The organism is Candidatus Methylomirabilota bacterium, assembly GCA_035260325.1.
In the GTDB taxonomy this organism is placed as follows: Bacteria; Methylomirabilota; Methylomirabilia; order Rokubacteriales; family CSP1-6; genus AR19.
Genome location: DATFVL010000086.1, coordinates 1 through 26,618, shown reverse-complemented (window position 1 = coordinate 26,618; position 26,618 = coordinate 1). Strand labels below are relative to the sequence as shown.

Below are 26,618 nucleotides of genomic sequence, written 5' to 3'. Positions count from 1 at the left end.
CTGTCGCCCGAGCCGATGCCGAGAACGGCCCGGCCGCCCGACAGCTCGTCCACGCTCGCGATGGCGCTGGCCGTGACCACGAGGTGGCGCGTCAGCGGGTTGGTGACGAGCGGGCCGACCCGCGCCCGCGAGGTGTTGAGGGCGGCCAGCGCGAGGGCCACGTACAGCTCGCGGAACACCGACTGCGAATCCGCGACGCCGAGCCAGTCGAATCCGTGGCCCTCCGCGTCGCGGCAGAGCGCGCCGAACGCCGTGAGCGACTCGGGCAGGAAGACGATGCCGAAGCGTGCCTGCGCCGCCATACGCCGCACCCTAGCACCGCGCCTTCTCCGGTAATCATCATTTTGAGGCGACGCGGATCCTTGACCCCCTTTAGCCGTCCGGCTAATCTCGGTGGCCTCAACCTGAACCGGCTCAGATCGCGGGAGGCCCGGCATGATCCGTTCTCGCCACACGGTGCTCTGCGCGCTCCTCGTTTGGGGCTTCCTCATCGCGCCGCCGGCGGCGCGGGCGCAGCAGGCCGGCAAGGTGCCTCGCGTCGGCGTGCTGTGGGGAGGACCCGCCGCGTTCGCGCAAGCCTACGTCGAGGCGCGATCCATGCCGCACGGCGCGCCACCACGACGATCCCCATCGTCATGGTGGCCGCCGGCGATCCGGTGAGAAGCGGGCTCGCCGCGAGCCTCGCGCGTCCCGGAGGGAACGTCACCGGCATGACGTTCCTCTCCCGCGATCTCGTCGCGAAGCGGCTGGAGATCCTCAAGGAGGCCGTCCCGGCGGCCTCGCGCGTGGCGGTCCTCTGGAACCCGGACAATCCGGGTGGGCACCCTGACCTTGAGGCGGCACAGGCGGCGGCGAGGGCGCTGAAGCTCGAGCCGCCCCGGTCCTTCGAAGTACGGTCGGTGGCCGACGTCGAGCGCGCCTTCGGGGCCATGCTCGACAAGCAGGTCCAGGCGATCACGCTCCTCACCGATCCCGTGATCTCGGCGTCCGCGGGCCGCGTCGTCTCGGACCTCGCGACGAAGCATCGGCTGTCCATGATGTGCGAGCTACGGGAGTTCACCGACTCGGGCTGTCTCTTGTCCTACGGGCCGAGCCTCTTGTCCATGGCCCAGCGCACCGCGTTCTACGTCGACAAGATCCTGAAGGGCGCGAAGCCGGGCGACCTCCCCGTCGAACAGCCGACCAACTTCCAGCTGGTCATCAATATGAAGACCGCGAAGGCGCTGGGGCTGACGCTCCCGCAATCACTGCTGCGGCGGGCGGATCAGCTGGTCGAGCGACCCACGGAGGTGTCCTCATGAGAGGCTGGGCCAGGACCGGACTGACGCTGTCGATTCTGCTGACCGCCTCGATCGCGCTCGCGCCGTCGCCGCAGGCGCAGGAGCTGAAGTTCGGATTCACACCCGTCCTCGGCGAGGCCGAGATGCGGGCGGAGTTCGAGCCGCTGATGACCTACCTGTCGGACGTCCTCGCGCGGAAGGTCGGCCTCTACATCGCCAAGGACTACGGCGACCTGCGGACGCAGATGGAGAGCGGCGCGGTGGACGTCGGGAGCTTCTCGCCCTTCGCGTACGTGGACGCCCAGCGCGGGGGAAAGATCCGCATCATCGCGCAGTCGATCCTGGATCGCTCCGCCACCTACCGCGGGCTGATCATCGCCAGGAAGGACAGCGGCGTCAGGACCGTGGGGGACCTGGAGGGGAAGCGCTTCGCCTTCGTCGATCCCAAGTCCGCCTCGGGCTACGTCTACCCACGCGCGATGCTCGTCGAGAAGGGCGTCACGCCGGAGCGGTACTTCAAGGAGACGATCTTCGCGGGTGGTCACGACAAGGTCATCGCCGCCGTCCTCGACGGGCGCGTCGATGCGGGCGCGATCTATGACGGTGCCCTCGGGGTCGCCAAGGCCAAGGGGGTGGCCACGGACGTCCTCGTCGTCCTGTCGAGCACCGACCCGATCCCCCATGACGCGATCGCGGTGCGCCTCGGGCTGGACGACACGCTCGTCAGGAAGCTCCAGACCGCGCTGGTAGACCTGGACAAGTCCGAGGCGGGCCGCCGGGTCATCGCGCACAGCACGAAGAAGCTCACCGGCCACGTCGTCGCCGACGACAGCGTCTTCGACGTGGTGCGCCGGACCGCGAAGATCGCCGGCATGTAGGGCGCCCACGCGCGGGCGCCGGCGTTCATTTGTCCAGCCGCCCCGTGTGCGATAGGCTCCCTGGCGTGGCTCACGTGGGAGACTTGGCTCGACGACACCGGGAGAAGACCATGGCACTCATCAAGGTGACGGACCTCGCGTACGGGCGCCTGCGGGCGCCGGACCTGGACGTGGCGGAGGAGTTCCTGACCCACTTCGGGATGGTGAAGGCGGAGCGGACGAAGAACGCGCTCTACATGCGCGGGACGGATTCCGCCCACCACCTCCACGTGACGGAGAAGGGCGAGCCCGGCTTCGTGGGGTTCGCGTACTACGCGGCGAGCGCGGACGACCTGAAGCGCGTCGCGAGGGCGCCCGGGGCGTCGGCGGTGGAGGAGATCGACGAGCCCGGCGGCGGCAAGCGGGTGCGGCTGCGGGAGCCGAACGGCTACCAGATCGAGGTCGTCCACGGAATCAAGAAGCTCAAGCCGGTCCCGGTGAAGCGCCAGCCGCTGAACCTGGGCCAGGACGCGCTGAAGCGGGCCGGCGTGCTGATGCGGATCCACACGGGCGCGTCACGGGTGAAGCGGATCGGCCACGGGGTGATGGCGGCGCCCAACGTGCGCGACACGGCGCGGTGGTTCCGCGAGACGCTCGGGTTCATCTGCTCGGACGACGTGTACGCCGGCAGCAAGGACAACATCATCGGGTCGTTCAACCGGTGCGACCGCGGCGCCCAGTACGTCGACCATCACGTGTTCTTCTGCATCCGGAACGAGAAGGCCGGGCTCAACCACCTGTCGTTCGAGGTCGCGGACATCGACGACGTCTTCACGGGCCACGAATACCTGACGCGCCTCGGCAAGTACGAGCACATGTGGGGGATCGGCCGGCACCTCCTGGGAAGCCAGATCTACGACTACTGGGCGGACCCGTGGGGCCGCGTGCACGAGCACTGGTCGGACACCGACCGGCTGAACGTGAAGAACGGCTCGAACCTGCTCTCGGCGGAAGAGGGGCTCGTCTCGCAGTGGGGCGAGCGGCCGCCGGAAAGGTTCATCCAGCGGGTCTGCCCGTAGAGGGAGCGATCATGGCGAGGCTCGTGACTTTCGCGGACCTGCCGTACCGTGAGACCGCCGCCGGCGTGAAGCGCGCCGCGATCACCGGCGGCGAGATGAAGGAGATGGCCGGCGAGGCGATCCGGCTCGCGCCGGGGGCGAAGCTGACCGAGTCGGTGCCGGCCGGCACGGACCGCTACGTGTTCACGCTGGCCGGCGCGGTGACGGTGGGCGCGCGCGGCACGTCGCGGGCGATGGCCGAGGAGTCGTTCGCGGCGATCCAGGAGGGCACGGAGCTCACCGTGGCCAACGCGAGCCGCGTCGAGGCGACGCTGATCAGCGTGCTGGCGCCCCCGCCCGGGCGCGCCGCCGCCCGCGCGGGGTTCGCCGGCGGCCTCGCCGTGGCCGCGCGCGCGACGACGCCGGCGCACGACGTGCCCGAGGAGAAGAAGCGCCGCATCTATTTCGTCGGCGAGGAGGCGTGGCGCTCCGAGCGGGCCCACGCGATGATCGTGCAGTACGTGCGCGACACGGTGACGTCGCTCCACATGCACCCGGACGCCGAGAGCATGTTCGTCTTCCTGTCCGGCAAGACGCGCTTCACCATGAACGGCGCGGACGTGGTGACGCAGCGCGGTCAGGCGACGTGCATCCCGATGGGCGACCGCCACGGGCTGCGCGTCGCGGAGGGCGAGGGCGTGAGCTTCCTCGAGTTCCACATCCCGCACACGTACACGACCGTCCGGGGCTGACGTCAGCCCGTGACCGTCCGCGTCCTCCTCCTCGTCGCCCTTCTCGCCGCGCCGCTCGCGACCGAGGCGCAGGAAACGCCCCGCGTGCGGCTCGGGTTCATCTCGAGCTCGACCACGAACGTCTCGTCGCCGTTCCTCGCGGCGCTGCGTCAGGGCCTGAAGGACCTCGGCTACGACGAGGGCAGGAACCTGACGATCGCGTACCGCTTCGCCGAGTCGAGGGACCAGCTGCCCGGGATGGCGGCCGAGCTGGTCAAATCGCGGGTCGACGTCATACTCGCCGGGGGCTCCGAGGGCATCCTGGCCGCGAAGAACGCGACGAGCACGATCCCCATCGTGATGACGAACAGCGGCGACGCCGTGCGCGAAGGGTTCGTCGTGAGCCTCGCCCGGCCCGGCGGCAACATCACGGGACTGACGCAGATCTCGCCGGAGCTGTCGGGGAAGCGGTTGCAGCTGCTGAAAGACCTGCTCCCGCGGCTCGGCCGGGTGGCCGTCCTCTGGCATCCGCTCCATCCGAACACGCCCTTCACCTTCCAGGAGACGCAGGCGGCGGCGCAGGCGCTCGGGCTCCGGGTCCTCTCGCTGGAAGTCAAGGAGCCCAGGGACTTCGAGGAGGCCTTCACCACGATCGCGAAGGAACGCGTCACGGCGATGGTCGTGCTGCGCGACCCGTTCACGGTGCGGCATCGCGCGCTGATCGCTGACTCCGCGCTCAAGCTTCGACTTCCTGCGATCTTCGAGACCAGCGACTACGTCCAGGCCGGCGGCCTGATGTTCTACGGGCCCGATCTCGGCGAGCTCTACCGGCGCGCCGCCACGTACGTCGACAAGATCCTCAGAGGCGCGAAGCCCGCCGATCTGCCGGTCGAGCAGCCGACCAAGTTCGAGCTGGTCATCAACGCGAAGACCGCGAAGGCGATCGGGCTCGTGATCCCGCCATCGCTCCTGCTGCGGGCGGATCAGGTGATCGAATGATCAGAACGCGATGCTGAGCCGCACCCGGACGCCGTTGTCGTTCAGCTCGAAGGAGTTGTCGTCCTCGCGGCTCTTCTCGTGCTGGAAGAAGTAGGTGAAGTTGTAGCCCGCCTCGAGCAGCATCGCCCGGGTGACCGCGTACGTGAGCGCGATGCCGCCGTCGACGTGGATCTGCGAGAGGTAGATGGTCCCGCCCTCCTTGCGGAGGCTGTCCACGCGGGGCAGGCCCCCGCCCGAGACGTACCCGCGGGCGCCGAAGCGCTGGTCCAGGGGGACGTCGATCCTTAGCCCGAGGATCGGCACCGGAAGCTCCTGGCGATAGAAGTCCTCGGAGTTTCGGTGCCCCCTCTGGGTCAGCTCCGGGTCGAGGTGCACGTACGTGAGTCCGCCGGTGCCCGTCACGAACATCCCGAGCCCGCTCGCCAGGAGGCGCTCGTAGGCCAGGCTCAGTCGATAGAAGTCGGCGTTCGTGTGTACCTTGCCCGGACCGAAGGTGTCGCCGTTGTACGAGACCGGCTGGCCGAGAAATCTGCTGTTGCCCTCGAGGAAGTAGTAGAGACCCGTCAGGCGGACCGCGTCGCGCTGCGTGAAGCGGAACGCCACGCTCGCCTCCAGCGCCTCCGACATCGTGATACCGAGATCCTCGTGGAGCCGCAGGTGCGTGGCGTGCCCGCCGTTCTCCCCGACCCGCAGGCGGCCCTCGGGGTACCCGATCCGGCTGTCGAGAGAGAATTCCCACCAGGCGTCGCTGAGCCCGATCCCGGCGTAGAGCGGGGTGTGGGCCGGATCGGTCGGGGGAACGGCGGTCTGCCCCTCGCTCCGGCCGGCCCACGTCAGGCCCAGGCACAGCGCGAGCCCGGCGGTCGCAAGCAGGCGCGGTCTCATCACAGGCAAACGGTAGGGGTCGCCGCGCCATCTGTCAAGACGCGCTACTATCGGGCGAGCGCGATGGACGTCTACCGCGACTTCGCCCCCTTCTACGATCTCTACGTCGGCGGGTTCGCGGCCGATCTGCCCGTCTACCTCCGGTATGCTCGCCGGGCGCGCACGCCCCTCATCGAGATCGGCGCAGGCTCGGGGCGCCTGACGATCCCGCTGGCCCGCGCCGGCCACGCGGTGGTGGCGATGGACGTGTCGCGCGCGATGCTGGCGCGGCTCACCGCGCGGCTGCGGCGCGAGCGGCCGGCCGTCCGGGCGCGCGTGCGCGTCGTCCGGGCCGACGCCGCCCGCCTGGGGCTCGGCCTGCGCTCGGACCTCATCCTCGTGCCCTTCTACACCTTCAACTATCTGCTGAGCGCGCGCGTCCGTGAGGCCGTGCTGCGCCGGCTGGCGGCCCACCTGACGCCCGGCGGCCGCCTGCTGATCGACGTCTTCATCCCGCTCGCCCGCATCGCGGCCTGCCCGAGCGGCCCCGTGCTGAAGCTCGACCGCCGCGACGCCGGCGGGGCACGGATCCGCGGCTGGAATGTCTACGCCATCGACACCCGGCGGCAGCTCGAGACGCGGCGCCATCTGTTCAGGCTGGAAGGTCCGGACGGCCGGGTGCGGCACCGCCGGTTCACCATCCGGCGGCGGTACTGGCACGCCGGGGAGCTGCGGGCGATGTTCCGCCGGCACGGGCTCGGGGTGGAGGCCGTCTTCGCCGGCTACCGCGGCCGCCGGGCGCGCGGCGACGCCGAACAGCTCCTCTGGGTGCTCACGCCCGGCGGGCGGCCGGGAACGCGGGGCGCCGTCTGAACGCGGTCCCGCGCTAGAGGCCGCCCCACACGTCCTGGGCCAGCTCGACGCAGAGCGCGAGCTTCGCCTTCTGCTGATCGGTCGCGATCGCGTTGCCCTCGACCGTCGAGGAGAACCCGCATTGCGGGCTCACGCAGAGCTGCTCGAGGGGGATGTGCTTCGCCGCCTCGTCGAGACGCCGCCTGAGGTCGTCCTTCTTCTCGAGCGCCCCCGCCTTCGTCGTGACCAGTCCCAGCACCACGCGCACGTGCTTCGGCACGTGCCGCAGCGGCGAGAAATCGCCCGCGCGGGCGTCGTCGAACTCGAGGAAGAAGCCGTCGTACGGCAGCTCGTGGAAGATGACGTCCGCGACCCTCGCGTAGCCGCCCTGGGCGCGCCACCCGGAGCGGAAATTGCCGCGACACAGGTGGGTGCAGACGGTCAGGTCCTTCGGGCGGTCGCGGAGCGTGGCCTGGATCAGCTTGACCGAGAGCCGGAGCTGGGCGTCGGGGTCCTCGCCGCGCGCCCGGTTCTGCGCGCGCAGCTCCTCGTCGCAGAGGTACGCGAGGCTCACGTCGTCGAGCTGCAGATAGCGGCACCCGGCGGCGTAGAGGTCCGCGATCTCGGCGCGATAGGCGGCGGCGGTGTCCTCGACGAAGGCATCGAGGTCGGGATAGACCATGGCGTCGATGTTGGCGCGCCCGACCTGCGAGTACAGCATGCACGGCGACGGGATCGTCAGCTTCGGCGTGCGCGTGACCACCGACCTGAGGAACGTGAAGGGCTCGACGAAGATCGGCGTCGGCCGGCTGACACGCGCGGCGATGCGCAGATCGGGACGGGTGAAGTGCACCTCGCCCTTGGGGCCGTGAAACGCGACCGGCAGGGTCTTGCCGCTGCTCGCGAGGCCGCCGAGCCGGAGCAGGAAGTCCATGTGCCAGGACTTGCGGCGCAGCTCGCCATCGGTGACGCCGTGAAGGCCGACCTCTTCCTGCAGCCGGACCACGTCGCGGATCGCGGCGTCCTCGGCGCGAGGCAGCTCGTCGCCGCCGGCCTGCCCGGACTCGACCCTGGCCCGGAGCGCCTTCAGCGCGGGCGGGCGCAGCAGGCTCCCGACGTGATCGGCCCGGAACGGAGGTCTCGAGATGGCCATGGCGCTTCCTCCCTCCACGGAGCGATACTGCTCCGGCGAGCGCGACCCGGTCAAGGCGGGGGCGCCGGGGGGACCCGAAACGCTGGATGTAGGAAGGGGGAGGGGATGAGTCACTATCACGACTCGGACGATCTGAAGATCCTCGGGGAGTTCAAGAAGCTGGCGCCGGCCGAGTTCAAGGGCTTCGTGGAGCTGGACGCGGTGGTCGGCCGGGACGGCGGCGCGATTCCGCGGAAGTATCGCGAGCTGATCGCGCTCGCGGTCGCGTGTACGACCCAGTGCCCGTACTGCCTCGACGTGCACAGTCGGGCCGCCAAGCGGGCGGGGGCGACGCGCGAGGAGGTGGCCGAAGCCGCGCTGCTGGCCGCCGCGCTGCGGGCCGGCGCGGCCGTGACCCACGGGGCGCTGGCGGTGAAGCTCTTCGACAACGCCTAGCCCGGGCGGGGTGACGAGGGCCTGCCATGGATGACCTCCTCTTCGTCGTCGAGCGGGCGCGGCCCGAGGTCTACGAACGGCTCAGGCGGATCTGCGCGGACCTCGAGAACGTGCAGGTGATCCTGGACCGCCGCCTGCAGGCGCGTCGTCGCACCGCCGCGCGACTCGACACCGAGCGCCGGCAGGCGGACCGCCGCGTGCGGCCACCCGACGAGGAGCTGGCCACGCTCGGCTTCGCCATCGTCAAGCCGGGCGCGCCGTCGCCGCCGGCGCTCGCCCGCGCGGCGGGCGCGCCCGTCGAGCCGGCTCCCGCCGACACGCGCGCCTTCCTGGCGGGAGTCTCCCTGTTCAGGGAGTTCTCGCCGGAAGAGATCGGCCTGCTGGCCGAACGCATGAGCGTCCGCAGACTCCGGGAGGCGCAGACCCTGTTCCAGGAGGGTGACCACGGCAAGGAGATGTTCGTCGTCTACCAGGGCCGGATCGTCATCTCCAAGGACGTCACCGGGCGGATCGAGAACGTGCTGACGGTGATCGGCCCCGGCGACTTCTTCGGAGAGATGAACGTCTTCGGAGGGCTGCACCGCTCGGCGACGGCCCGCGCCGAGGCCGACGCGGTCGTGCTGGAGCTGGACCAGGAGAGCCTGCGGTTCATCGTCGAGCGGAGCCCGGGCGCCGGCCTCGCGTTCTTCGCCGCGATGGTGCGCGAGTTCAGCCGGCGCTTGAGCCGGACCGACGATCTCGTGGCCGAGGTGACGCGGTGGGGCCTGGAGGCCACCGGCCTCGACGCGGACTTCGAGTGACCGTCCGCGGTGGGAGGGACGAGCGATGAGTGAGCTGCACGCCGTGGACCTCGGACGGATCGCGGAAGCGATCGGGACATCGCCCAAGCCGGTGAGCATCCTCTGGCAGACGCCCGGCTCGATCGCCTTCGTCGCGCGTGGCCGCGCGCACCGGAGCGAGTTTCACGTCGATCCGAGCGACGAGGTCATGTACATGGTCAAGGGCGACATGGAGCTGCACTACCTCACCGGCGCGGGCGAGGAGAAGGTCGCGGTGGTCCGCGAGGGTGAGATCATCCACTGTCCGGCGTTCACGCCGCACTCGCCGCGGTTCGCGCCCGACGCGTGCGTGCTCGTGCTGGAGCGGGGGCGGCGACCGGACGAGCGCGACCGCTTCTTCTGGTACTGCTCGACCTGCGGGGCGCCGCTCTACGAAGCCGTCCGGCAGGTGGCCGACTACCGCGAGGACCCGGTGTCCGGCGTGTACGAGGAGTTCTACGGCACGGAGTCCCACCGGACCTGCGGGCGCTGCGGCCACGTCACGCCTCGCCCGTCCTGACGCGGGCCGCGCCGCCGCGCGGACCCGCTTGGAGGGTCTGGTAGCCTCTGGGTAGATGATCTCGCTTCGCTATGCGCTACCCGTGCTCTGGGTGGCGCTCGTCCTCGTGCTCGGCTCGGCGTCCTTTGCCGCCCGCGAGACCGCCACGTTCGTCCTGCCCGTCCTGAAGGCCGTCCTGCCCGGCGTGCCCGTCGCCACGCTCGAGGCGATCCACATGGTGCTGCGCAAGGTGTGCCATCTGACCGAGTACGCCGTCCTCGCGCTGCTCTGGTTCCGGGCGCTCCTCGCGCGGGCCCGGCAGACGCCCCGCGCCGCGGCCTGGATCGCCCTCGGCGTGTGCCTCCTGTGCGCGTTCGTCGACGAGGCCCACCAGGCCATGCTCCCGGCCCGCACGGGTAGCGCACGCGACCTCGTCATCGACGCGGCCGGCGCGCTCGGCATGCTGATCGTGTTGCGGGCGCGGCGGCTGGCGGGCGGTGTGATACTGTCTGGGCCACAAGGGAGGAGCCACGATGACCGCCTCGACGCTCGACGTTCCGTCGCTCCGTGACAGGGTCCCGCCCGACGAGTGGGCCGTGCGCGTGGATCTGGCCGCCTGCTACCGGCTCGTGGCGCGCTACGGCTGGGAGGACCTGGTCTTCACGCACATCACGGCGCGGGTGCCGGGCAGCGAGGACCAGTTCCTCATCAACCCGTACGGCGTGTTCTTCGACGAGATCACCGCGTCGAGCCTGGTCAAGATCGATCTTCAGGGCAACAAGGTGGCGGACTCGCCGTTTCCGGTGAACCCCGCGGGCTTCGTCATTCACAGCGCCATCCACGCCGCGCGGCACGACGCCCGGTGCGTGCTCCACACCCACACCCTCAACGGCGTCGCCGTGTCGGCGCAGCGGGCGGGGCTCTTGCCCATCTCGCAGCACGCGATCTCCGTGCTCGCGAGCCTCGGGTACCACGACTTCGAGGGCCCGGCGCTGCGGGACGACGAGAAGCCGCGGCTCGTCGCGGACCTCGGCGACAACACGTCGCTGATCCTGCGCAACCACGGCCTCCTGACCGTGGGCGAGACGGTCGCCGACGCGTTCGTCGCCATGTACTACCTGGAAGCGTCGTGCGCGATCCAGGTGCGCGCGCAGGCGGGGGGCGGGGAGCTGATCCCGGTGCCCAAGGAGATCATCGAGAGCGCCTACGCCCAGGTCATGACGGCGGGGCGGCCGCGCGGCAGCCGGGGCCGGCTCGTCTGGCCCGGGCTGCTCCGGCGGCTCGATCGCGTCGATTCGACGTACCGCAGCTGAGGGGGGACGGCGCCATGAAGGAACCCACGGTCGTCCGGCTCGCCGACGCGGAGCGCGTCAGCTTCGGCTCGCTGTCCCACTACCAGCCGATCATCGGCGACGACGCGGGCACGACGCCGCTCCGCACCGGGATCCAGACCGCGCAGCCCGGGTACGTCGCCCCGATGCACTCCCACCCGTACGTCGAGATCCTGCACATCCTCGACGGGACCGCCGAAGCCTGGATCGAGGGCCAGGAGGACCGCGCGGTCGTCCTCGAGAAGGGCGACACGCTGGCGCTCCCGCCCGAGACCCCGCACAGCTTCCGCGTGGTGGGCGACCGGGTGCTGCGCCTGCTCGGGACCCACGCCTCGCCCACGCGCGTCGTCCATTACAGGGACGGCGGCCAGAGCGACGCGCGGGGCTATCGGATTCTCGCTCCCTGACCTCGGGCGGGCGCCCGGGGCCGGCGGTCGGTCAGGACGCGGTCCGCTTGGCGGCGTCCCGGTTCCGCGCGATCGTCCCCTGCACGTAGCGGAGCAGGGTCGGGAGGTCGAACGGCTTCGCGAAGATGCCGGCGACGCCGAGCTTCTCGGCCGCCCGCGCGTCGATCGCCTTCAGCAGGTCCTCGCCGAGGCCCGACACGATGATCACGGGGACGCCGGCGCTGGCGGAGTTGGCGCGGAGCCGCTTGAGGAACTCGAACCCGTCCATCTCCGGCATGCGCATGTCGAGGAGGATGAGGTCCGGGAGCGTGTCCTGGAGCCGCTTCAGCGCGCTGGCGCCGTCGCCGAATCCCACCGCGCGGTAGCCGTTCTGCTCCAGCGCCTCCGTCAGGACACCCCGGATGGGCGCCTCGTCCTCGACGATGAAGACGCTGTTCGCCTCCACGCGCGGGGCGGCCCGCGGCGTCACGCTGACGGCGCCTCGTCGGGCTCGGCCACCCGCAGGAGCTCCTCGTACGCGACCGCGTGGCTGAGGACCTTCCGCAGCCCGTCCTGGAAGAGCGACCGCGAGCCCACCGACCGCGTCGCCTCGCGGAGCGCCGCCTCGGTCCCGCGGCTCGTGATGAGCTGGCGCATGTTCGTCGTGACGGTCACGAGCTCGAAGATGCCGGTGCGGCCCGCGATCCCGGCGCCGCGGCAGAACTCGCAGCCCGGCGCGCGCGAGAACTTCACGGCGGCGTCGAACCGGAGCTGCTCCCGCACCGCGCCGTCCGGATCGACGCGCTGCTTGCAGACCGGGCACAGGACGCGGACGAGACGCTGGGCGAGGATGCCGTTCACGGAGGACGCGATGAGGTACGGCGGGACCTCCATGTCGAGCAACCGCGTGATCGCCCCGATCGCGTCGTTGGTGTGCAGCGTGGCGAAGACCAGGTGCCCCGTCAGCGACGCCTGCATGGCGATCCGGGCCGTCTCGACGTCGCGGACCTCCCCGACGAGGATGACGTCGGGATCCTGACGCAGGACCGAGCGCAGGCAGCTGGCGAACGTGAGCCCGATGCGGTCGTTCACCCCGATCTGGGTCGCGCGCGGCATCTCGTACTCGATGGGGTCCTCGATCGTCACGATGTTGATCGTCTCGGACACGATGTCGTTCAGGCAGGCGTAGAGCGTCGAGGTCTTGCCGCTGCCCGTCGGTCCCGTGACGAAGATGACGCCCTGGGGGCGACGGATCAGGCGGGCCATCTCCTTCAGGTTGTCCTCGGCGAGCCCCGTGGAGGTGAGCGGCAGCGCCGTGTTGTCCAGGTCGAGCAGGCGCATCACGATCTTCTCGCCGTAGAGCGAGGGCAGCGACGAGATCCGGATATCTACGGAGCGGACCTTCTCGCGGATCTTGATGCGGCCGTCCTGCGGCAGGCGGTGCTCGGTGATGTCCATGCCGCTCATGATCTTGATCCGCGCGATGACGGCAGCCCGGGACTCCGCCGGCAGCTCGCACACGTCCTGGAGCATGCCGTCCACGCGGAAGCGGACGAGCAGGCCCTTCTCGGCGGACTCCAGGTGGATGTCGCTCGCCCGCCGCGCGAGCCCCTGCTGGATGATGCTGTCGACGAGGTCCGGGACCGCGGCCGCCTCGTGGCGGTGTTTCACCGTCTTCGCGCCCACCTTCGCGGTGGGCGAGACGCGCGACGCTTCCGGAAATAGCGGGGTCGGCGATGAGCTCAACGGCCGTCCGCGGGAAGAGGGCTCGGCTGGCAGAGCGACATGGTAGACAACGATCCTAGCAAAGGCGACGGGCGCTGAGTAGCCTTTTCGATCAGCCCCGGAGGGCCCAGCCCCACTCCTCGCTGCGCCTGAACCCGCGCAGGCCGTACCAGACGGACCACGTCATGAGCGCCGCCGTCAGGGGTAATCCCGTCGCGACGCTGATCGCGAGGAAGAGCTCCACGTTGCCCCACGCGAGCGCCTGGAGCCGGAGGGCGCTACGCAGCAGGAGGTAGACGCCCCACACGAGCGAGACCCTCGAGAAGACGCGGCGGAACGTCGCCGAGGCCCTGACCTCCGGCGGGAAGGGGTAGGTCTCCTGGGCGAACACGCCGGCCAGCGGCCGGCGGACGAGCACGGACACGATGAAGGCGAGCCCGTAGATCGCGTTGATGACGACCGGCGGGGCGAAGTACGCGATGGCGCTGCCGGACAGGAGCCCGACGACCGCCTGGGTGAGCGCGATGCCGAAGCCGAGCGCCGCGCCGAGGCCCGAGCGGTCCTGCCTGCGCTCCCACACGTAGACGCCGAGCGCCAGGGCCGTGGCGCCGAGGATCCCGGCCGTGAGCCCCACCAGGCGCCAGCCGAGGTAGAAGACGAGCACCGGGCCGAGCGCATCGCGCGCGAAGCGCGGCCCCGTGCCCAGCAAGAGCGCGCGGAGGGAGACGCGCGGAGCCGGCGCCATGGTTCCCCGATGGTACCCTACGGATTCAGGGCGCGCTCGCCCGCGGTATGGATGTCCTGGTCACCGGCGGAACCGGTTTCGTGGGCGCGAACGTCGTGCGGGCCCTCCTCGCCGACGGATACGGCGTCCGCGTGCTCGCGCGCGAGGGGAGCGACCGGAAGGCCCTCGCGGGATGCGCGGTGGACGTCGTGTCGGGCGACCTCGGCGATCCGGCCTCGCTGAGGCGCGCCGTCGCGGGCTGCCGCGTCGTCTACCACGTCGCCGCCGACTACCGCCTCTGGGTCCCGGATCCCGCCACGCTCTATCGCGCCAACGTGGACGGCACCCGCAACGTCCTGGAGGCGTGCGCGGCGGCGCGCGTCGAGCGCGTGGTCCACACCTCGAGCGTCGGCGCGCTCGGGATACCAAAAGATATGCGGTCCGGGACGGAGACGACGCCCGTGGGCCTCGGCGACATGATCGGCGCGTACAAGCGCTCCAAGTTCCTCGCGGAGCGGATCGCCGAGGAGTACGCCGCGCGCGGCCTGCCCGTCGTGATCGTCAACCCGTCGAACCCCATCGGGCCGTGGGACGTGAAGCCGACGCCGACGGGGCAGATGGTGGTGGACTTCCTCGAGGGACGGATGTTCGGAACGCTCGACACCGGGCTGAACCTCGTCCACGTGGCAGACGTGGCCCGCGGGCACATCCTCGCCGCGCAGAAGGGACGCGTGGGCGAGAAGTACATCCTCGGCCATCGGAACTGCTCCCTCGCCGAGATCTTCGCGATGCTCGCGCGGATCACGGGGCTGCCCGCGCCGCGCGTTCGCGTCCCGTACTCCCTGATCTGGCTCGTCGCGCTCTGCCTGGAGGGTGTGGCGCGGCTCACGGGGAAGCCGCCGCGCGTGCCGCTCACCGGCGTGCGGATGGCGCGGAAGCACATGTACTTCGACGCCGCGAAGGCGGTGAGAGAGCTCGGCATTCCCCAGACGCCGATCGAGCGGGCCCTCGGCGACGCGGTCGACTGGTTCGTCGTCCACGCCTACGCCCCTCCGCCGCCCGGGGCCCGCGGGACTGACGCCGCGCCCCGCGCGGCGGCCTCCCGATGACGCGCGCGGCCGCGGTCGCCCCCGGAGCGCCTCCGGGCCCGCGCGCCTACCCGCTCGTGGGCGTCTTCCCCCGCGCGCGGCGGGATCCCCTGCGGTTCTTTCTCGAGAGCGCGCGGACGTACGGCGACGTCGTCGCGCTGCCGCTCGGCACCCATCGCGTCTATCTCGTGAGCCACCCCGACCTCGTCGGGCACGTGCTGCAGGAGACGAGCGGCCTCCTGCGCAAGCACCCGTCGGCCGGGCGGATCAGGCCGCTCTTCGGCGACAGCCTGACGACGGTGGACGGCGACGAGTGGCGCCGGCGGCGCCGGCTGATGCGGCCGGCCTTCCAGCCCCAGCGGCTGACGGCCGCCGTTCCCGCGATCGTCGAGGTCGCCGGCGCGATGCTCGAGCGCTGGCGAGGCCGCGCCGAGCCGGACGCCCCGCTCGACGCGTTCGCCGAGATGACGGAGGTGACCCGCGCGATCCTCCTCCGCCTCGTGTTCGGCGACGTGCCGGAGCACGAGGCTCGTGAGGTCGGGCAGGCGCTCACCCTCGCAGTCGAGCACGTGAACCGCGGGCTCTGGAGCCCTCTCGGCTGGCTCGAACGCTTCACCGTCACGCGCGCGCCCCGCTACGCGCGCGCGCTCGCGACGCTCGACGCGTTCGTGTCGCGCCGCGTGGCCGAGGGCCGTCGCGGCGGTCACGCCGACGGCGGCCTCTTGTCGGTGCTGCTGGAGGCGCGGGGCGAGGAGCGCGGCGGCGCGCTGAGCCCGGCGGAGCTCCGCGACGAGGTCAAGGCGCTCTTCGTCGCCGGGCACACGACGACCGCGGCCGGCCTCGCCTGGGTCTGGCACCTGCTGTCGCAGGATCCGGGAACGCGGCGGCGGCTCGGCGAGGAAGTCCACGCGGTGCTCGCGACGCGGACGCCGGGCGCCGAGGATCTCTCCGCCCTCCCGCATACGCGGATGGTGATCGAAGAGGCGCTTCGCCTCTACCCGCCCACGTGGGTGACGGCCCGGACGACCGCGGACCATCTCGACCTCGGCGGCTACCGCATTCCCGCGGGCGCGATCGTGCTCCTCAGCCCGTTCGTCACGCACCGCCACCCCCTCTTCTGGGACGATCCGGAGCGCTTCGATCCCGGACGGTTCGCGCCCGAACGCTCGGCCGGCCGCGCGCGCTTCGCCTACTTCCCGTTCGGCGGCGGACCGCGCGCGTGCATCGGGAGCGCGCTGGCGCTGATCGAGATGCAGATCATCGTCGCGATGGTGGCGCAGCGGTACGAGCTCACGGCAGCACCCGGCGGGCGCGTCGAGCCCGAGCCGGGCATCACGCTTCGGCCGCGTCACGGTGTGACGCTGGCGCTCCGTCCGACGGGGGGCGTCGGCCCGCGCGCCCTCGATCCGCCGGCCTGAGCCGGAGCGCGTGCTACGATGCAGCCAATTCGGGCCGGGACGGACGCCATGACCGATCCCGCGCGCTACGCCGTCAACGAGCACGCTCCCGATCCCTCCGTCGTCTTCGACCGCAAGATCGGGGAGACGTACGTCCGCTCCGCCCACATGCTGGCCGCGCGCGGCTACGTGCAGAGCACGCTCGGCGGCATGGTGATCCGCGTCGAGCATCCGAAGCACCCCGACGGACGTGTCCTCCACGGCGCCCGGGCCACCAGCGTCGGCCACCAGATGAACCGCGAGATCCTGCGATTGCGGCCGGACGTCGGCTGCGTGATCCACCCGACCTTCATCCAGGGCACCAACTGCCTCGTGATGAAGCGTCACGGCATCACGGTGCTCGGCCGCACCGTGTCCGAGTGCTACCACCGCGTGACCACCTACGCGTCCGAGGTGAAGCGCCAGATCCTCGTCGAGCTCCTGTGCGCAGCCAAGGGGACGAAGCCCGAGGCCATGAGCGAGGACGAGATGCGGTGGATGTTCGAGCACGGCGACGACATCGTCTATCCGGCGCTCGTCCGGAGGGACGCGACACGGCCGCGCGGGCAAAAGGCTAGTCGGATTCGCGCGCGATGAACGGGTGGGCGCCCGGCGTCCGGAGGCTGCGGAGCGTCGCCGCCGCCCCGGCCTCGTCGCCGAACGGGCCGACGCGCACGCGCGCCAGCGTCCCCGGCTGACCGGCGGGGACGGCGACCGCGTCGAGCGAGACCGGGAGGTCCTGCAGCAGCAGGCGGGTCGCGAGCCGCACCGCTGTCTCCGCGTTCCTGAAGGCGCCGACCTGGATCCAGTAGAACGACGTGACTACGCGCGCGGGCGGCGCCGGCGGCGGGCTCGCCGGCAGCTCGGGCGCGGCGGGCGCCGGCTCGCGCTCGACCTCGAGCCGCGGGACCGGGGCCGGGGGCCCGGCCTCCTGGACGGCGGGCTCGGCGGCGACCGGGACGCCCGGCACCTCGGCGGTCTTCGCCCTCACCCGCGCGACGAGCTCGGGGTATGACGAGCTCCGGATGACCCGGGCGAACTGCGCGCGATAGTTCGCCGCGAGGCTCACGCCGGCGATCACGACGTCGTACACCAGCCAGCGGTCGCCGTCCTTCCGCATCCGGTACTCGACCGGGATCTCGCCGCCGTCGCGACCGACGACCGTCGTCACGACGGCCGCGCGGTCGCCCTCGATGGTCTCGTCGCGGTAGTTGACGACCAGGCCGCCCTGCACCCGGGCGCGCGCCGCGATCCCGGAGAAATAGGCGTGCCTCAGGAGATCCGCGTAGAGCTGCACGAACTCGTCGCGCTCCGCCGGCGTCCTCGTCTCCCACTCGCGCCCGAGGGCCAGGCGCGCCGCCTCCCGGAGGTCGAAGTGGTCGCCGACGACGCCGCGGATCTCGGCCAGCCGTTCGTCGGAGTTCTCCTGGAGTTGCAGGTCCTGGAGCAAATAGTTCACCGCCGCGAACGCGTCGCGGAGGGTCTCCGTCGGGGGCCCGGCCCAGACGTCGCCGCAGGCGGCGAGCAGGAGGGCGAGGGCCGCGGCCGGGACGCGCCTGGTCATGAGGACCTTGATAGCCCGGCGGCCCCGCTTTTCACGAGCTTTTTCTGCGTGGGGCGTTCTTGACCCCCCGGAGACTCGGCGGTACGCTCGCCCGGCGTGGCGCCGACGACCATGGCCGAGCCCAGCACCTCCGCCGTGCCTCGGGCCCGCCCCGCCTGACATGTGGCTCACGCTCGTCGCGCTGCGGAACGCGATCGCCGTGCTGATGGCGTCGGTCGGCGCCGCCATCCTCAGGCCTGGTCGCGCTCGGCCGCCTGCCGGTCGATCTCTTCCCGAACATCAACCTGCCGATCATCAACATCGGGACGATCTACACCGGCGCCGGCGTGCTCGACATCGAGCGCACGGTGACGTACCCGATCGAGAAGGCCGTCAGCGCCGTCAGCGACGTGAAGTTCGTGGAGTCCAAGTCGCGCCAGGGCCTCTCGACGGTGCGCGTCTGGATGAACTGGGGCGCCGACGTGAACAACGGCCAGACCGAGGTGATCCAGCGGATCCAGCAGATCCTCAACTCGCTGCCGACCGGCATCAAGCAGCCGTTCATCGTGCGGTTCGACCTCTCGAATCTGCCGGTCGTGCTGGTCACGGCGTCCGGCGGCGGGCTCGACGAGCGGCAGCTCTACGACCTCGCGTACAACACGATCGAGCCCCAGCTCGAGCGCCTGGGCGGCGTGGCGTCGGCCTCGGTGGACGGCGGGCGGGTCCGCCAGATCACGGTGAACCTGAACCGCGACCAGCTCTACGCCAAGGGGCTCTCGATCCTCGACGTCGTGCGGGTGGTGAACGACGCGAACTTCCTCCTGCCCGCCGGCGACATGAAGTCGGGCCGGCGGGACTATAACCTCTACACGAACAACCAGTTCAAGCTCGTCCAGCCGATGGAGGACATCGTCGTCCGGAACGTCGGCCCGAACCTGACGCCCATCCACATCAAGGACATCGGGCGCGTGGACGACTCCTACGAGACGCAGACCTCGATCGTGCGCATCGACGCCGAGCGCGGCGTCGTGCTGAACGTCAACAAGCAGCCCGGCGCCAACACGATCGCGGTGGTGGACCAGGTGCGGATGCTCCTGCCGAAGCTCATCGGCGTGCCGCCGGGCGTGAAGATCGGCGTGACCCTGGACCAGTCGATCTACATCCGCCAGGCGATCGAGAGCCTCTGGCACGAGGCGCTCCAGGGCTCGACGCTGGCCTTCCTCGTGATCCTCGTCTTCTGCGCTCGCTGACCTCGACGCTGATCATCTCCATCGCGATCCCGCTCTCGATCCTGCTGTCGTTCATCTGCATGTACTTCCTGGGCCAGACGCTCAACGTCTTCACCCTCGGCGGCCTGGCCCTCGCCGTCGGCCGGCTCGTGGACGACTCCATCGTCGAGCTCGAGAACATCAACCGGCACCTGAACATCCCGGGCACGCCGCGGCGGAAGGCCGTCCTCGACGCGGCGCGCGAGGTCGCGATGCCGATCTTCTCGGCGACGATCACGACGATCATCGTGTTCGTGCCGACGGTCTTCCTCGAGGGCCAGATCAAGCTCCTGTTCATCCCGCTCACCTTCACGATCTCGATCTCGCTCTTCGCCTCGTTCCTGGTCTCGCGGACCGTGACCCCGCTGCTCGCCCTGCGCGTGCTCCAGCCCGAGCGGCCGATCGATCCCCTCTCGCGGCGGGTCACGGACCGGGTGTTCCGCGTCTCCGTCCGCTTCTTCGAGGGCATGGAGACGCTCTACCAGCGGCTCATCGAGTGGGCGCTCGGCCACCGGGCCCTCGTCGTCGGGTCCGTCGCCGTGGCGTTCGTCGGCAGCCTCTTCCTCGTCGCCGCGCCCGTCTTCGGCCTCCGGCCGCTGATCGGCACCGAGTTCTTCCCGCCGTCCGACGAGGCGCAGTTCCGGGTCGACCTCAAGGCGCCGATCGGCACGCGGGTGGAGGAGACCGAGCGGATCGCGAAGGAGATGGAGTCGATCATCCACGCGGCGCTGCGCCTCGGCGAGCTGGTCTCGATCGTGTCGAACGTCGGCATCCCGCAGGGGCAGTCGGCGATCTTCACGCCGAACACCGGGCCGCACAGCGCGACGGTCCAGGCCTACCTCGCGTCGGCCGACAAGCGGGCGCGGAGCGACCGCGAGATCGTGGAAGCGCTGCGGCCCCGGTTCGCGGGGCGGTTCCCGGGGACGACGTACCGGTTCGTCACCGGCGGGCTGGTCGCCCGGACCATCAACTTCGGCGCCGAGACGGCGCTCGAGGTGGAGGTCCTCGGCTACGACCTCGCCACGGCGAACCTCGTGTCGCAGGAGGTCGCCCGCATCATGCAGGGCACCGAGGGCGTCAGCGACGTCACGATCAGCCGCGACCCGAACTACCCGGAGTTCGTGATCACCGTGGACCGCGAGAAGGCCGCGTTCGCCCGCCTCTCCCAGCTCGACATCGCGCGCGCCGCGCTCTTCTCCCTGAACTCCAACGTCAGCATCAACCCGTCCCTCTTCACCGACCCGCGCACGGGCAACCAGTACAACGTCGTCGTCCAGCTCGACGAGCCGTACCGCCGGACGCCCGACGACCTCGGGCGCCTGTTCGTGACCACCGCCGACGGCCGCCCCGTGCTCCTGTCCACGCTCGCCGAGATCAAGCCGGGAGCGGGTCCCGCGGAGATCGAGCGGAAGTACCAGCAGCGGCTCGTGCGCATGGCGGCCAACGCGGTGGGGCGCGACCTCGGCTCGATCTCGGCCGACCTCGAGGCCCAGTTCCGCGCGCTGCCGCTGCCCGCGGGCTTCACGATCCGCCTCGGCGGCCAGACCGAGCAGCAGCGCGAGTCCTTCTCGAGCCTCTACTTCACCTCGATCCTCGCGGTCATCCTCGTCTACATGGTCCTCGCCTCCCAGTTCAAGTCGCTCAAGGACCCGTTCACGATCATGTTCTCGGTGCCGATGGGGCTCATCGGCGTCTTCTGGGCGCTCTACCTCACGAACACGACGCTCTCGACGACGTCCTTCATGGGGATCATCATGATGGTCGGCATCGTGGTCTCGAACGGCGTGCTCCTCGTCGAGTACATCAACGAGCGCCGGCGGCGCGGCGAGCCGCTCCTCGTCGCGGTCCCGCGCGCCGGACGCATCCGCCTCCGGCCCATCCTCATGACGGTCCTCGCGACGGTGGTCGGGCTCCTGCCGATGGCCCTCGCGCTCGGCGTCGGCACCGAGGCGAACCAGCCGCTGGCGATCGCGGTGATCGGCGGCCTCCTCGTCTCGACGTTCTTCACGCTCGTGCTCATCCCGACCCTCTACGTCATGCTCGAGGAGCGCTTCCCGCGGCGGCTCGACGAGCCACGCGGCGAGGACGCGGCCCCGGCGCCGGACGCTGTGCTATAGTCCGGCCGCGATGCCGCAGGGCCGTCCGACGAGCCGCCGCGCCTTCCTCCTCGGCGCCACGCTGGGTCTCGTGCTCGCGCCGCGCGCCACGGACGCGCAGTCGACCAGACGACCGATGCGGATCGGCGTCCTCACCGGGCTCGGGTCGAAGTTCGATCCGGAGACCCGCGCGATCGACCGGGCGCTGGTCGAGGGGCTGCGCGAGCACGGCTGGGTCGTCGGGCGCGACGTCCTGATCGAGTTCCGCGGTGCCGGCGGCCGACCGGAGCGCCTTCCAGAGCTCGCCGCGGAGCTGGTGGCGCTGAAGGTGGACGTGATCGTCACGACGGCCACGCAGTCCACGCTCGTGGCCAAGGCGGCGACGAGCACGATCCCCATCGTGATGCTCCAGGCCGCCGACCCGGTCGCGACCGGGCTCGTCGCGAGCCTCGCGCGGCCGGGTGGGAACGTCACGGGACTCGGCGTCAACTTCGCCGAGCTCAGCGCCAAGCGCGTCCAGCTTCTCCAGGAGGCGGTCCCGAAGCTCAGCCGCGTCGCGGTGCTCTGGAACGCGACGTTCAGGTCCATGGCGCTGGGGTTCAAGGAGATCGAGGTCGCGGCGCCGACGCTCGGCGTGACGATCCAGTCGCTCCGGGCCGAGGGGCCCCAGGACTTCGCCGCCGCGTTCGCCGCGATACGCCGCGAGCGGCCGGGCGGCCTCGTCGTGCTCTTCGGTCCCATCACCGACCGTGACCTGCCGCGCCTCGTGGAGTTCACGCTGACGCACCGGCTCCCGGCGGTGTTCGAGGGCATCGTGCAGCAGGCCGTAGACGCGGGCGGCCTCATGTCTTACGGGACCAACGCCGCGGACCTCGCGCGCCGGGCGGGCGTCTACATCGACAAGATCCTGAGAGGCGCCCGGCCCGCCGATCTTCCCGTCGAGGAGCCTACGAAGTTCGAGCTCGTGATCAACGTGAAGACCGCGAAGGCGCTCGGGCTCACGCTCCCGCCGTCGCTGCTCGTGCGCGCCGATCGCGTCGTCGAATGACGGCGCCGGGCCGCGCGACCCTCGCCGGATGCCTGCTGCTCGCCGCGGTCGCGCCGGGCGCCGCGCAGGCGCCGACCGCGGAGAGCCGGAACATGCGGCTCGTCGGCACCCACGACCTCCAGGCCCGCTCGGCCTACCAGCCCCTCGCCGTGAGGCAGGGCGAGCGCTGGATCGCCTACGTCGGCCATCACGGCGGGCTCAAGCCCAATCCGCTCACGGGCCGCGACGAGCTGAACGGGACGTCGATCGTGGACGTGACGGACCCGCGGAACCCGCGGTACCTCCATCACATCCCGGGCGCGCCGGGCGAGGCCGAGGCGGGCGGCGCCGCGATGGTGCGCGTGTGCGACGGCCGGACGCTCCCGAAGGGCGATCCGGCGAAGACGTACCTCCTGCGCACCCTCGGCAAGCTCGCGCACGAGGTCTGGGACGTGAGCGACCCCGACCGGCCGTCGCTCCTGACGACGGTGGTCAGCGGCCTCGGCGAGACGCACAAGAACTGGTGGGAGTGCGACACCGGCATCGCCTACCTCGTCTCCGACGGTCGCCCGCAGGGCTGGCGCACGAACCGGATGACGAAGATCTTCGACCTCGCCGATCCGCGCCGCCCGCGCTTCATCCGCGACTTCGGGCTGCCGGGCCAGGAGCCGGGCGCGACGGGCGAGGCGCCCGAGGGCGTCCACGGGCCCATCGCCTTCCGGGGCCGCGTCTACTTCGCCTATGGCACCGGGGCGAAGGGCGTGCTCCAGATCGTGGACCGCGCGAAGCTCCTCACGGGAGACCCCCAGGCACCCGACCCGTTCGCGCCCACGCGCGAGAACCTCCTGTACCCGCAGATCGGCCGGCTTGACATGGCGCCCGACTGGGGCGGCCACACGAGCTTCCCCGTCCTGGGCGTGGCCGTGCGCGACTTCGCCGGCAACGCGCGCGGCGCGCTGCGCGACTTCGTCGTGCTCGTGTCGGAGTCGCTCCGGAACGAGTGCCAGGAGGCGCGCCAGCTCACGTTCCTCGTGGACGTGACGACGCCGTCCAGGCCCTTCTCCGTCGCCACCTTCCAGGTGCCCGCGGCGCCCGGCGACTTCTGCAACCGCGGCGGCCGCTTCGGCCCGCACTCGTCCAACGAGTCGTTCGCGGCGGTCTACTACGGCAAGCTCGTGTTCCTCGCGTACTTCAACGCCGGCGTGCGCGCCGTGGATATCCGGGACCCGTTCCACCCGCGTGAGGCCGGCTTCTTCATCCCGGCGACCACGGCGAACACCGACCCGCGCTGCGTCAAGGTCGGCGGCCGCGACCGCTGCAAGACGGCGATCCAGACGAACAACGTCGAGGTGGACGAGCGCGGCTTCGTCTACCTCGTCGACCGGGCCAACACGGGCCTGCACATCGTCGAGCCGGTCCCGGGGAGCTGGTGACGGCCGACGCGAAGCTCGCGCGCCGGCTCGTCCTCGACGAGGTGTTCGACCTCTCGCTGTACACGGCGCTGCGCGACACCGCGCGCGGCGACCTCCGGCGGACGCTCGACGAGCTGATCGCGGTCGAGACACGGCACGTCAAGTTCTGGCAGGACTTCTTCGACCTGGCCCCGGCGAAGCTCGACCTCGGCCGCCGCCTGAAGCTCGCCCTCCTCGTCGGCGTGTGCCGCCTCTTCGGCGCGCCGGCGATCCACCTCGTCCTCGAGGCGATCGAGGTCCACGGCGTGCGCAAGTACCTCACCGTCTGGCGCCGCTACGAGGGCGGGCCGCTCGGCGGCGCCGTCCACGAGGTCCTCGAGGACGAGTTCAAGCACGAGGACGCGGTGGTGATGGGCGAGGGGGAGCGGCGGATCAGCCCGCGGCGCGTCCGCGACATCTTCCTCGGCCTGAACGACGGCCTCGTGGAGATCCTGGGCGCGGTGAGCGGGTTCTTCGGCGCGTTCGGCGACGCGGCGACCGTGCTGATCGCGGGCTCCACGGTGGCCGTGGCGGGGGCGCTCTCGATGGGCGCCGGCGCCTACGTCGCCTCGAGCTCCGAGCAGGAGGTGGAGCGGGTCGAGGCCGCGCGCCGCCGGTTCCTCGGCGAGGGCGGGGACGTGGAGGAGACGGGCGCGACGTCGCTCGGGTCGGCGGTCGTCGTCGGCGCGAGCTACTTCGTGGGCGCGCTGGTCCCGGTGCTGCCGGTGGCCTTCGGCGCGGCGACCGCGATGCCGTCGATCCTCACCGGGGGCGTGATGATCATCATCATTTCCTCGCTCCTCGCGTTCCTCTCCGGCATGGACGTCAGGCGCCGGATCCTCACGAACCTCGTGATCATCACCGCCGCCGTCGTCGTCACCTACGCGATCGGCCTCCTCACGAGGACGCTCTGGGGCGTCGCGGTATGAGGCGCGCCCTCGCGCTGGCCGCGCTCGCCCTGGTCCCCGCGCCCGCGCTCGCGGAGATGCAGCTCCCGCCGGGCTTCACCGCGCAGGTCTACGTCACGGGCGAGGGCTTCGACGTGAGCGCGGGCGGCGGCCTCGCCGGCCTGCCGTCCATGTCCACGCTCGCGCTCGACGAGACCGGCAACCTCTATCTCGCGCGCACCGGCCGCCGCTACTTCGGCGGCGAGGCGGACGACCTCTGGCCGATCTACCGGATCCCGGTGGGCGGCGCGCGCCTCACGCCGCGGACCGAGGCGCGCTTCTTCCACGGCCCGCCCCTCCTCAACGCGCAGGTGGGCGCGGTGCGCGCCGGCCGCGAGCTCCTCGTCACGACCTACGATCGTGACCGCAAGCTCGGCGCCCTCTACCGGATGCTCGATGGGCGCGCGGAGCTGTTCGCGGGCGGCACCCCGCCCGCCGGCGCCCCGCCGCTCCTGACGCAGCCCGAGGGCGCGGCGGTGGACGCCGCGGGCAACGTCTACGTCGCGGACCGGGCGCGGGGCGCCGTCGTGAAGCTCGATCCCGCCGGCCGCGTCCTCGACCCGCGCTGGGTCGCGGTCAGCCGGCCGCGGCTCGTCGCCACGGGCGAGGGCGATCACGTCTGGATCGCAGCCGACGGCACCGCGGAGGCGCCGTGGCAGCAGGGGACCGGCGAGCTCCTGAGGGTCGGGCCTGGGGGCGCGCTGGGCGTCGTCCTGCGGGGCCCCGTCCCCACCGCGATCGCCGCGAGCCCGGCGGGCTGGATCGTCGTCGCCGACCGGCGCGCGGCCACGCTCTTCGTCCTGGACGCCGCGGCGAGGAGGATCGAGCTCGCGAGCTTCACCGACGGCGACGCGCCCCGCGGCCTCGCGTGGGCGCCGGTCACGCCGGAGACGCGTCGGGCGGGGATCGCCGGCGACCTCTTCGTCGTCGTGATCCGGCGCAGCGCGTTCCAGACCAACGAGGTCCTGCGCGTGTCGGGGCCGTTCGATGCCCACGCGCGGTCCCGGGAACCGTGAGGGCGCGTGTCGCGGTGAGAGGACGATCGGTTCCGCGCCGATCGTCACCCTGTTCGCGCGGGAGCAGGTGTTGAAGAGTCTGCGACTCTGATCGCGGTCGGGTGGAGCGCCGCGGCCACCCGGCGGGCGAGGGCGTCCGGCGCGAAGGGCTTCTCGAGCAGGTCGTCGGGGTCGACGGCCTGCTCGGCGTAGCCCGACATGAAGAGCGTCTTCACGCCGGGCCGCGCCGCCCGCAGGCGGTCGGCCAGCTCGCGGCCGGTGAGGCCGGGCATGACGAGGTCGGTCAGCAGGAGATGGATCGGGCCGCGGAAGCGCCGGCCGAGCTCGAGCGCCTCGGCCCCGTCGCGCGCCGTGAGCACCTCGTAGCCGAGACCGCCCAGGACCTGGCGCACCAGGCGCCGGACCTCGTCCTCGTCCTCGACGACCAGGATCGTCGCGTCACCGCCCGGCAGGGCGCCCGGCGCGGCGCTGTCGCGCATCACATCGGCGGGCGCGTCGATCCGCGGCAGGTAGATCGTGAACGCCGCCCCGCGCCCGGGCGCGCTCTCCACCGCGACGTACCCGTCGTGCTGCTTGACGATACCGTAGACCGTGGACAGCCCGAGCCCCGTGCCCTGGTCGGGCCCCTTCGTCGTGAAGAAGGGCTCGAAGACGCGCTCGCGCGTCTCCTCGTCCATGCCGACGCCGGTATCGGTGACCCGGAGCCGCACGTGGTTTCCCGCGGTCGAGCCGGGGCGGACCCGAACGAACGCGTCGTCCAGCTCGACGTTGCCCGTCTCGACGGTCAGCCGGCCGCCGAAGGGCATCGCGTCCCGCGCGTTCACGGCGAGATTGACGATCACCTGCTCGAGCTGTCCGGGATCGGCCCGGACCTGGCCGAGCCGGGGATCGAGCGCGACGGCGAGCTCGATGTTCTCGCCGATGAGGCGCCGGAGCATGGCGGTGACGGTGGTGACGACCGCGTTGAGGTTCAGGACCCGCGGCGCGAGCGTCTGCTTGCGGCTGAACGCCAGGAGCTGGCGCGTCAGGTTCGC

28 protein-coding genes and 1 pseudogene are annotated in these 26,618 nt (G+C 71.4%); 21 read left to right on the top strand and 8 right to left on the bottom strand.

Annotated features, from left to right (window positions below; genetic code table 11):
• On the bottom strand, positions 1-302 hold a 302-nt coding region (locus VKG64_06160), incomplete at its 3' end, for an LLM class flavin-dependent oxidoreductase (protein ID HKB24623.1).
• Positions 303-435: 133 nt separating this feature from the next.
• Here VKG64_06160 and VKG64_06155 point away from each other — a divergent pair.
• The 6 genes from VKG64_06155 to VKG64_06130 all read left to right on the top strand — a co-directional run bounded on the left by VKG64_06155 (position 436) and on the right by VKG64_06130 (position 4,925).
• Positions 436-660: a hypothetical protein gene (locus VKG64_06155; GenBank protein HKB24622.1), complete on the top strand. Its 225-nt coding sequence runs from the start codon at positions 436-438 to the stop codon at positions 658-660.
• Entirely contained in the window at positions 657-1,301 is a 645-nt protein-coding gene (locus VKG64_06150; GenBank protein HKB24621.1) for an ABC transporter substrate-binding protein, read from the top strand. The genes VKG64_06155 and VKG64_06150 overlap by 4 nt, the downstream gene beginning before the upstream one ends.
• On the top strand, positions 1,298-2,158 hold the full coding sequence (locus tag VKG64_06145; protein HKB24620.1) for a phosphate/phosphite/phosphonate ABC transporter substrate-binding protein: 861 nt from the start codon (positions 1,298-1,300) through the stop codon (positions 2,156-2,158). Before VKG64_06150 ends, VKG64_06145 begins: the two co-directional genes overlap by 4 nt.
• A gap of 110 nt (positions 2,159-2,268) precedes the next feature.
• Positions 2,269-3,216, top strand: coding sequence for a catechol 1,2-dioxygenase (locus VKG64_06140; protein HKB24619.1), 948 nt, complete (start codon positions 2,269-2,271; stop codon positions 3,214-3,216).
• 11 nt (positions 3,217-3,227) lie between these two features.
• Positions 3,228-3,947 (top strand): cupin domain-containing protein, encoded by a 720-nt coding sequence (locus tag VKG64_06135; GenBank protein ID HKB24618.1) that lies wholly within the window; start codon positions 3,228-3,230, stop codon positions 3,945-3,947.
• Positions 3,948-3,956: 9 nt separating this feature from the next.
• Positions 3,957-4,925 (top strand): ABC transporter substrate-binding protein, encoded by a 969-nt coding sequence (locus VKG64_06130; GenBank protein ID HKB24617.1) that lies wholly within the window; start codon positions 3,957-3,959, stop codon positions 4,923-4,925.
• Here the strand turns inward: VKG64_06130 and VKG64_06125 are convergent, their stop codons facing one another.
• Entirely contained in the window at positions 4,926-5,813 is an 888-nt protein-coding gene (locus VKG64_06125; GenBank protein HKB24616.1) for a hypothetical protein, read from the bottom strand.
• 60 nt (positions 5,814-5,873) lie between these two features.
• On the opposite strand from VKG64_06125, the gene VKG64_06120 reads away from it, so the two are divergent.
• Complete coding sequence (locus tag VKG64_06120; GenBank protein ID HKB24615.1) at positions 5,874-6,662, top strand: class I SAM-dependent methyltransferase; 789 nt, start codon at positions 5,874-5,876, stop codon at positions 6,660-6,662.
• Between the two features lie 13 nt (positions 6,663-6,675).
• Here VKG64_06120 and VKG64_06115 read toward each other — a convergent pair whose 3' ends face one another.
• A complete protein-coding gene (locus VKG64_06115; GenBank protein HKB24614.1) occupies positions 6,676-7,794 on the bottom strand; it encodes a 5-methyltetrahydropteroyltriglutamate--homocysteine S-methyltransferase in 1,119 nt (372 codons plus the stop codon).
• A gap of 105 nt (positions 7,795-7,899) precedes the next feature.
• Here VKG64_06115 and VKG64_06110 point away from each other — a divergent pair, with 105 nt between their 5' ends.
• From VKG64_06110 to VKG64_06085, 6 genes are read left to right on the top strand one after another with little or no spacing between them, the layout of a single operon-like run.
• Positions 7,900-8,229: a carboxymuconolactone decarboxylase family protein gene (locus tag VKG64_06110; GenBank protein ID HKB24613.1), complete on the top strand. Its 330-nt coding sequence runs from the start codon at positions 7,900-7,902 to the stop codon at positions 8,227-8,229.
• Positions 8,230-8,255: 26 nt separating this feature from the next.
• Positions 8,256-9,029 (top strand): cyclic nucleotide-binding domain-containing protein, encoded by a 774-nt coding sequence (locus VKG64_06105; protein HKB24612.1) that lies wholly within the window; start codon positions 8,256-8,258, stop codon positions 9,027-9,029.
• Between the two features lie 25 nt (positions 9,030-9,054).
• Positions 9,055-9,567: a 3-hydroxybutyryl-CoA dehydratase gene (locus tag VKG64_06100; protein HKB24611.1), complete on the top strand. Its 513-nt coding sequence runs from the start codon at positions 9,055-9,057 to the stop codon at positions 9,565-9,567.
• A 55-nt stretch (positions 9,568-9,622) separates the two neighbouring features.
• Complete coding sequence (locus tag VKG64_06095) at positions 9,623-10,117, top strand: VanZ family protein (GenBank protein HKB24610.1); 495 nt, start codon at positions 9,623-9,625, stop codon at positions 10,115-10,117.
• Positions 10,080-10,859, top strand: a complete 780-nt coding sequence (locus VKG64_06090) for a class II aldolase/adducin family protein (protein HKB24609.1) — start codon at positions 10,080-10,082, stop codon at positions 10,857-10,859. The genes VKG64_06095 and VKG64_06090 overlap by 38 nt, the downstream gene beginning before the upstream one ends.
• Before the next feature lie 14 nt (positions 10,860-10,873).
• A complete protein-coding gene (locus VKG64_06085) occupies positions 10,874-11,284 on the top strand; it encodes a cupin domain-containing protein (protein HKB24608.1) in 411 nt (136 codons plus the stop codon).
• 31 nt (positions 11,285-11,315) lie between these two features.
• Here VKG64_06085 and VKG64_06080 read toward each other — a convergent pair whose 3' ends face one another.
• From VKG64_06080 to VKG64_06070, 3 genes are all read right to left on the bottom strand, one after another.
• Entirely contained in the window at positions 11,316-11,753 is a 438-nt protein-coding gene (locus VKG64_06080) for a response regulator (protein HKB24607.1), read from the bottom strand.
• Positions 11,750-12,934, bottom strand: a complete 1,185-nt coding sequence (locus tag VKG64_06075) for a GspE/PulE family protein (protein HKB24606.1) — start codon at positions 12,932-12,934, stop codon at positions 11,750-11,752. The genes VKG64_06080 and VKG64_06075 overlap by 4 nt, the downstream gene beginning before the upstream one ends.
• A gap of 166 nt (positions 12,935-13,100) precedes the next feature.
• Positions 13,101-13,733, bottom strand: a complete 633-nt coding sequence (locus VKG64_06070) for a VC0807 family protein (GenBank protein HKB24605.1) — start codon at positions 13,731-13,733, stop codon at positions 13,101-13,103.
• 47 nt (positions 13,734-13,780) lie between these two features.
• Here VKG64_06070 and hpnA point away from each other — a divergent pair, with 47 nt between their 5' ends.
• From hpnA to VKG64_06055, 3 genes are read left to right on the top strand one after another with little or no spacing between them, the layout of a single operon-like run.
• Positions 13,781-14,821 carry a hopanoid-associated sugar epimerase gene (hpnA, locus tag VKG64_06065; protein ID HKB24604.1) on the top strand — a complete coding sequence of 347 codons (1,041 nt, stop codon included), beginning with the start codon at positions 13,781-13,783 and terminating at the stop codon, positions 14,819-14,821.
• A complete protein-coding gene (locus VKG64_06060; GenBank protein HKB24603.1) occupies positions 14,818-16,218 on the top strand; it encodes a cytochrome P450 in 1,401 nt (466 codons plus the stop codon). Before hpnA ends, VKG64_06060 begins: the two co-directional genes overlap by 4 nt.
• A 48-nt stretch (positions 16,219-16,266) precedes the next feature.
• On the top strand, positions 16,267-16,833 hold the full coding sequence (locus tag VKG64_06055; GenBank protein HKB24602.1) for a hypothetical protein: 567 nt from the start codon (positions 16,267-16,269) through the stop codon (positions 16,831-16,833).
• Here VKG64_06055 and VKG64_06050 read toward each other — a convergent pair.
• Complete coding sequence (locus VKG64_06050; GenBank protein HKB24601.1) at positions 16,811-17,800, bottom strand: ABC transporter substrate-binding protein; 990 nt, start codon at positions 17,798-17,800, stop codon at positions 16,811-16,813. The genes VKG64_06055 and VKG64_06050 overlap by 23 nt on opposite strands.
• 236 nt (positions 17,801-18,036) lie before the next feature.
• On the opposite strand from VKG64_06050, the pseudogene VKG64_06045 reads away from it, so the two are divergent.
• The 5 genes and pseudogenes from VKG64_06045 to VKG64_06025 all read left to right on the top strand — a co-directional run bounded on the left by VKG64_06045 (position 18,037) and on the right by VKG64_06025 (position 25,584).
• Positions 18,037-21,164, top strand: a pseudogene (locus tag VKG64_06045) (efflux RND transporter permease subunit).
• 10 nt (positions 21,165-21,174) lie between these two features.
• Complete coding sequence (locus tag VKG64_06040; GenBank protein ID HKB24600.1) at positions 21,175-22,191, top strand: ABC transporter substrate-binding protein; 1,017 nt, start codon at positions 21,175-21,177, stop codon at positions 22,189-22,191.
• Entirely contained in the window at positions 22,188-23,603 is a 1,416-nt protein-coding gene (locus tag VKG64_06035; GenBank protein HKB24599.1) for a hypothetical protein, read from the top strand. The genes VKG64_06040 and VKG64_06035 overlap by 4 nt, the downstream gene beginning before the upstream one ends.
• Positions 23,600-24,550 carry a VIT1/CCC1 transporter family protein gene (locus VKG64_06030; protein ID HKB24598.1) on the top strand — a complete coding sequence of 317 codons (951 nt, stop codon included), beginning with the start codon at positions 23,600-23,602 and terminating at the stop codon, positions 24,548-24,550. The genes VKG64_06035 and VKG64_06030 overlap by 4 nt, the downstream gene beginning before the upstream one ends.
• A complete protein-coding gene (locus VKG64_06025) occupies positions 24,547-25,584 on the top strand; it encodes a hypothetical protein (GenBank protein HKB24597.1) in 1,038 nt (345 codons plus the stop codon). The genes VKG64_06030 and VKG64_06025 overlap by 4 nt, the downstream gene beginning before the upstream one ends.
• Positions 25,585-25,628: 44 nt before the next feature.
• Here VKG64_06025 and VKG64_06020 read toward each other — a convergent pair.
• Positions 25,629-26,618, bottom strand: a 990-nt coding sequence (locus tag VKG64_06020) for an ATP-binding protein (GenBank protein HKB24596.1), incomplete at its 5' end; no start/stop codon positions are given.

What these genes read in the sequence shown, in the direction of transcription:
- VKG64_06155 (HKB24622.1), top strand. Translation starts at nt 436, where the DNA reads ATGATCCGTTCTCGCCACACGGTGCTCTGCGCGCTCCTCGTTTGGGGC.
- VKG64_06145 (HKB24620.1), top strand. Translation starts at nt 1,298, where the DNA reads ATGAGAGGCTGGGCCAGGACCGGACTGACGCTGTCGATTCTGCTGACC.
- VKG64_06140 (HKB24619.1), top strand. Translation starts at nt 2,269, where the DNA reads ATGGCACTCATCAAGGTGACGGACCTCGCGTACGGGCGCCTGCGGGCG.
- VKG64_06135 (HKB24618.1), top strand. Translation starts at nt 3,228, where the DNA reads ATGGCGAGGCTCGTGACTTTCGCGGACCTGCCGTACCGTGAGACCGCC.
- VKG64_06120 (HKB24615.1), top strand. Translation starts at nt 5,874, where the DNA reads ATGGACGTCTACCGCGACTTCGCCCCCTTCTACGATCTCTACGTCGGC.
- VKG64_06115 (HKB24614.1), bottom strand. Translation starts at nt 7,794, where the DNA reads ATGGCCATCTCGAGACCTCCGTTCCGGGCCGATCACGTCGGGAGCCTG.
- VKG64_06110 (HKB24613.1), top strand. Translation starts at nt 7,900, where the DNA reads ATGAGTCACTATCACGACTCGGACGATCTGAAGATCCTCGGGGAGTTC.
- VKG64_06105 (HKB24612.1), top strand. Translation starts at nt 8,256, where the DNA reads ATGGATGACCTCCTCTTCGTCGTCGAGCGGGCGCGGCCCGAGGTCTAC.
- VKG64_06100 (HKB24611.1), top strand. Translation starts at nt 9,055, where the DNA reads ATGAGTGAGCTGCACGCCGTGGACCTCGGACGGATCGCGGAAGCGATC.
- VKG64_06095 (HKB24610.1), top strand. Translation starts at nt 9,623, where the DNA reads ATGATCTCGCTTCGCTATGCGCTACCCGTGCTCTGGGTGGCGCTCGTC.
- VKG64_06090 (HKB24609.1), top strand. Translation starts at nt 10,080, where the DNA reads ATGACCGCCTCGACGCTCGACGTTCCGTCGCTCCGTGACAGGGTCCCG.
- VKG64_06085 (HKB24608.1), top strand. Translation starts at nt 10,874, where the DNA reads ATGAAGGAACCCACGGTCGTCCGGCTCGCCGACGCGGAGCGCGTCAGC.
- VKG64_06070 (HKB24605.1), bottom strand. Translation starts at nt 13,733, where the DNA reads ATGGCGCCGGCTCCGCGCGTCTCCCTCCGCGCGCTCTTGCTGGGCACG.
- hpnA (HKB24604.1), top strand. Translation starts at nt 13,781, where the DNA reads ATGGATGTCCTGGTCACCGGCGGAACCGGTTTCGTGGGCGCGAACGTC.
- VKG64_06060 (HKB24603.1), top strand. Translation starts at nt 14,818, where the DNA reads ATGACGCGCGCGGCCGCGGTCGCCCCCGGAGCGCCTCCGGGCCCGCGC.
- VKG64_06055 (HKB24602.1), top strand. Translation starts at nt 16,267, where the DNA reads ATGACCGATCCCGCGCGCTACGCCGTCAACGAGCACGCTCCCGATCCC.
- VKG64_06050 (HKB24601.1), bottom strand. Translation starts at nt 17,800, where the DNA reads ATGACCAGGCGCGTCCCGGCCGCGGCCCTCGCCCTCCTGCTCGCCGCC.
- VKG64_06040 (HKB24600.1), top strand. Translation starts at nt 21,175, where the DNA reads ATGCCGCAGGGCCGTCCGACGAGCCGCCGCGCCTTCCTCCTCGGCGCC.
- VKG64_06035 (HKB24599.1), top strand. Translation starts at nt 22,188, where the DNA reads ATGACGGCGCCGGGCCGCGCGACCCTCGCCGGATGCCTGCTGCTCGCC.
- VKG64_06025 (HKB24597.1), top strand. Translation starts at nt 24,547, where the DNA reads ATGAGGCGCGCCCTCGCGCTGGCCGCGCTCGCCCTGGTCCCCGCGCCC.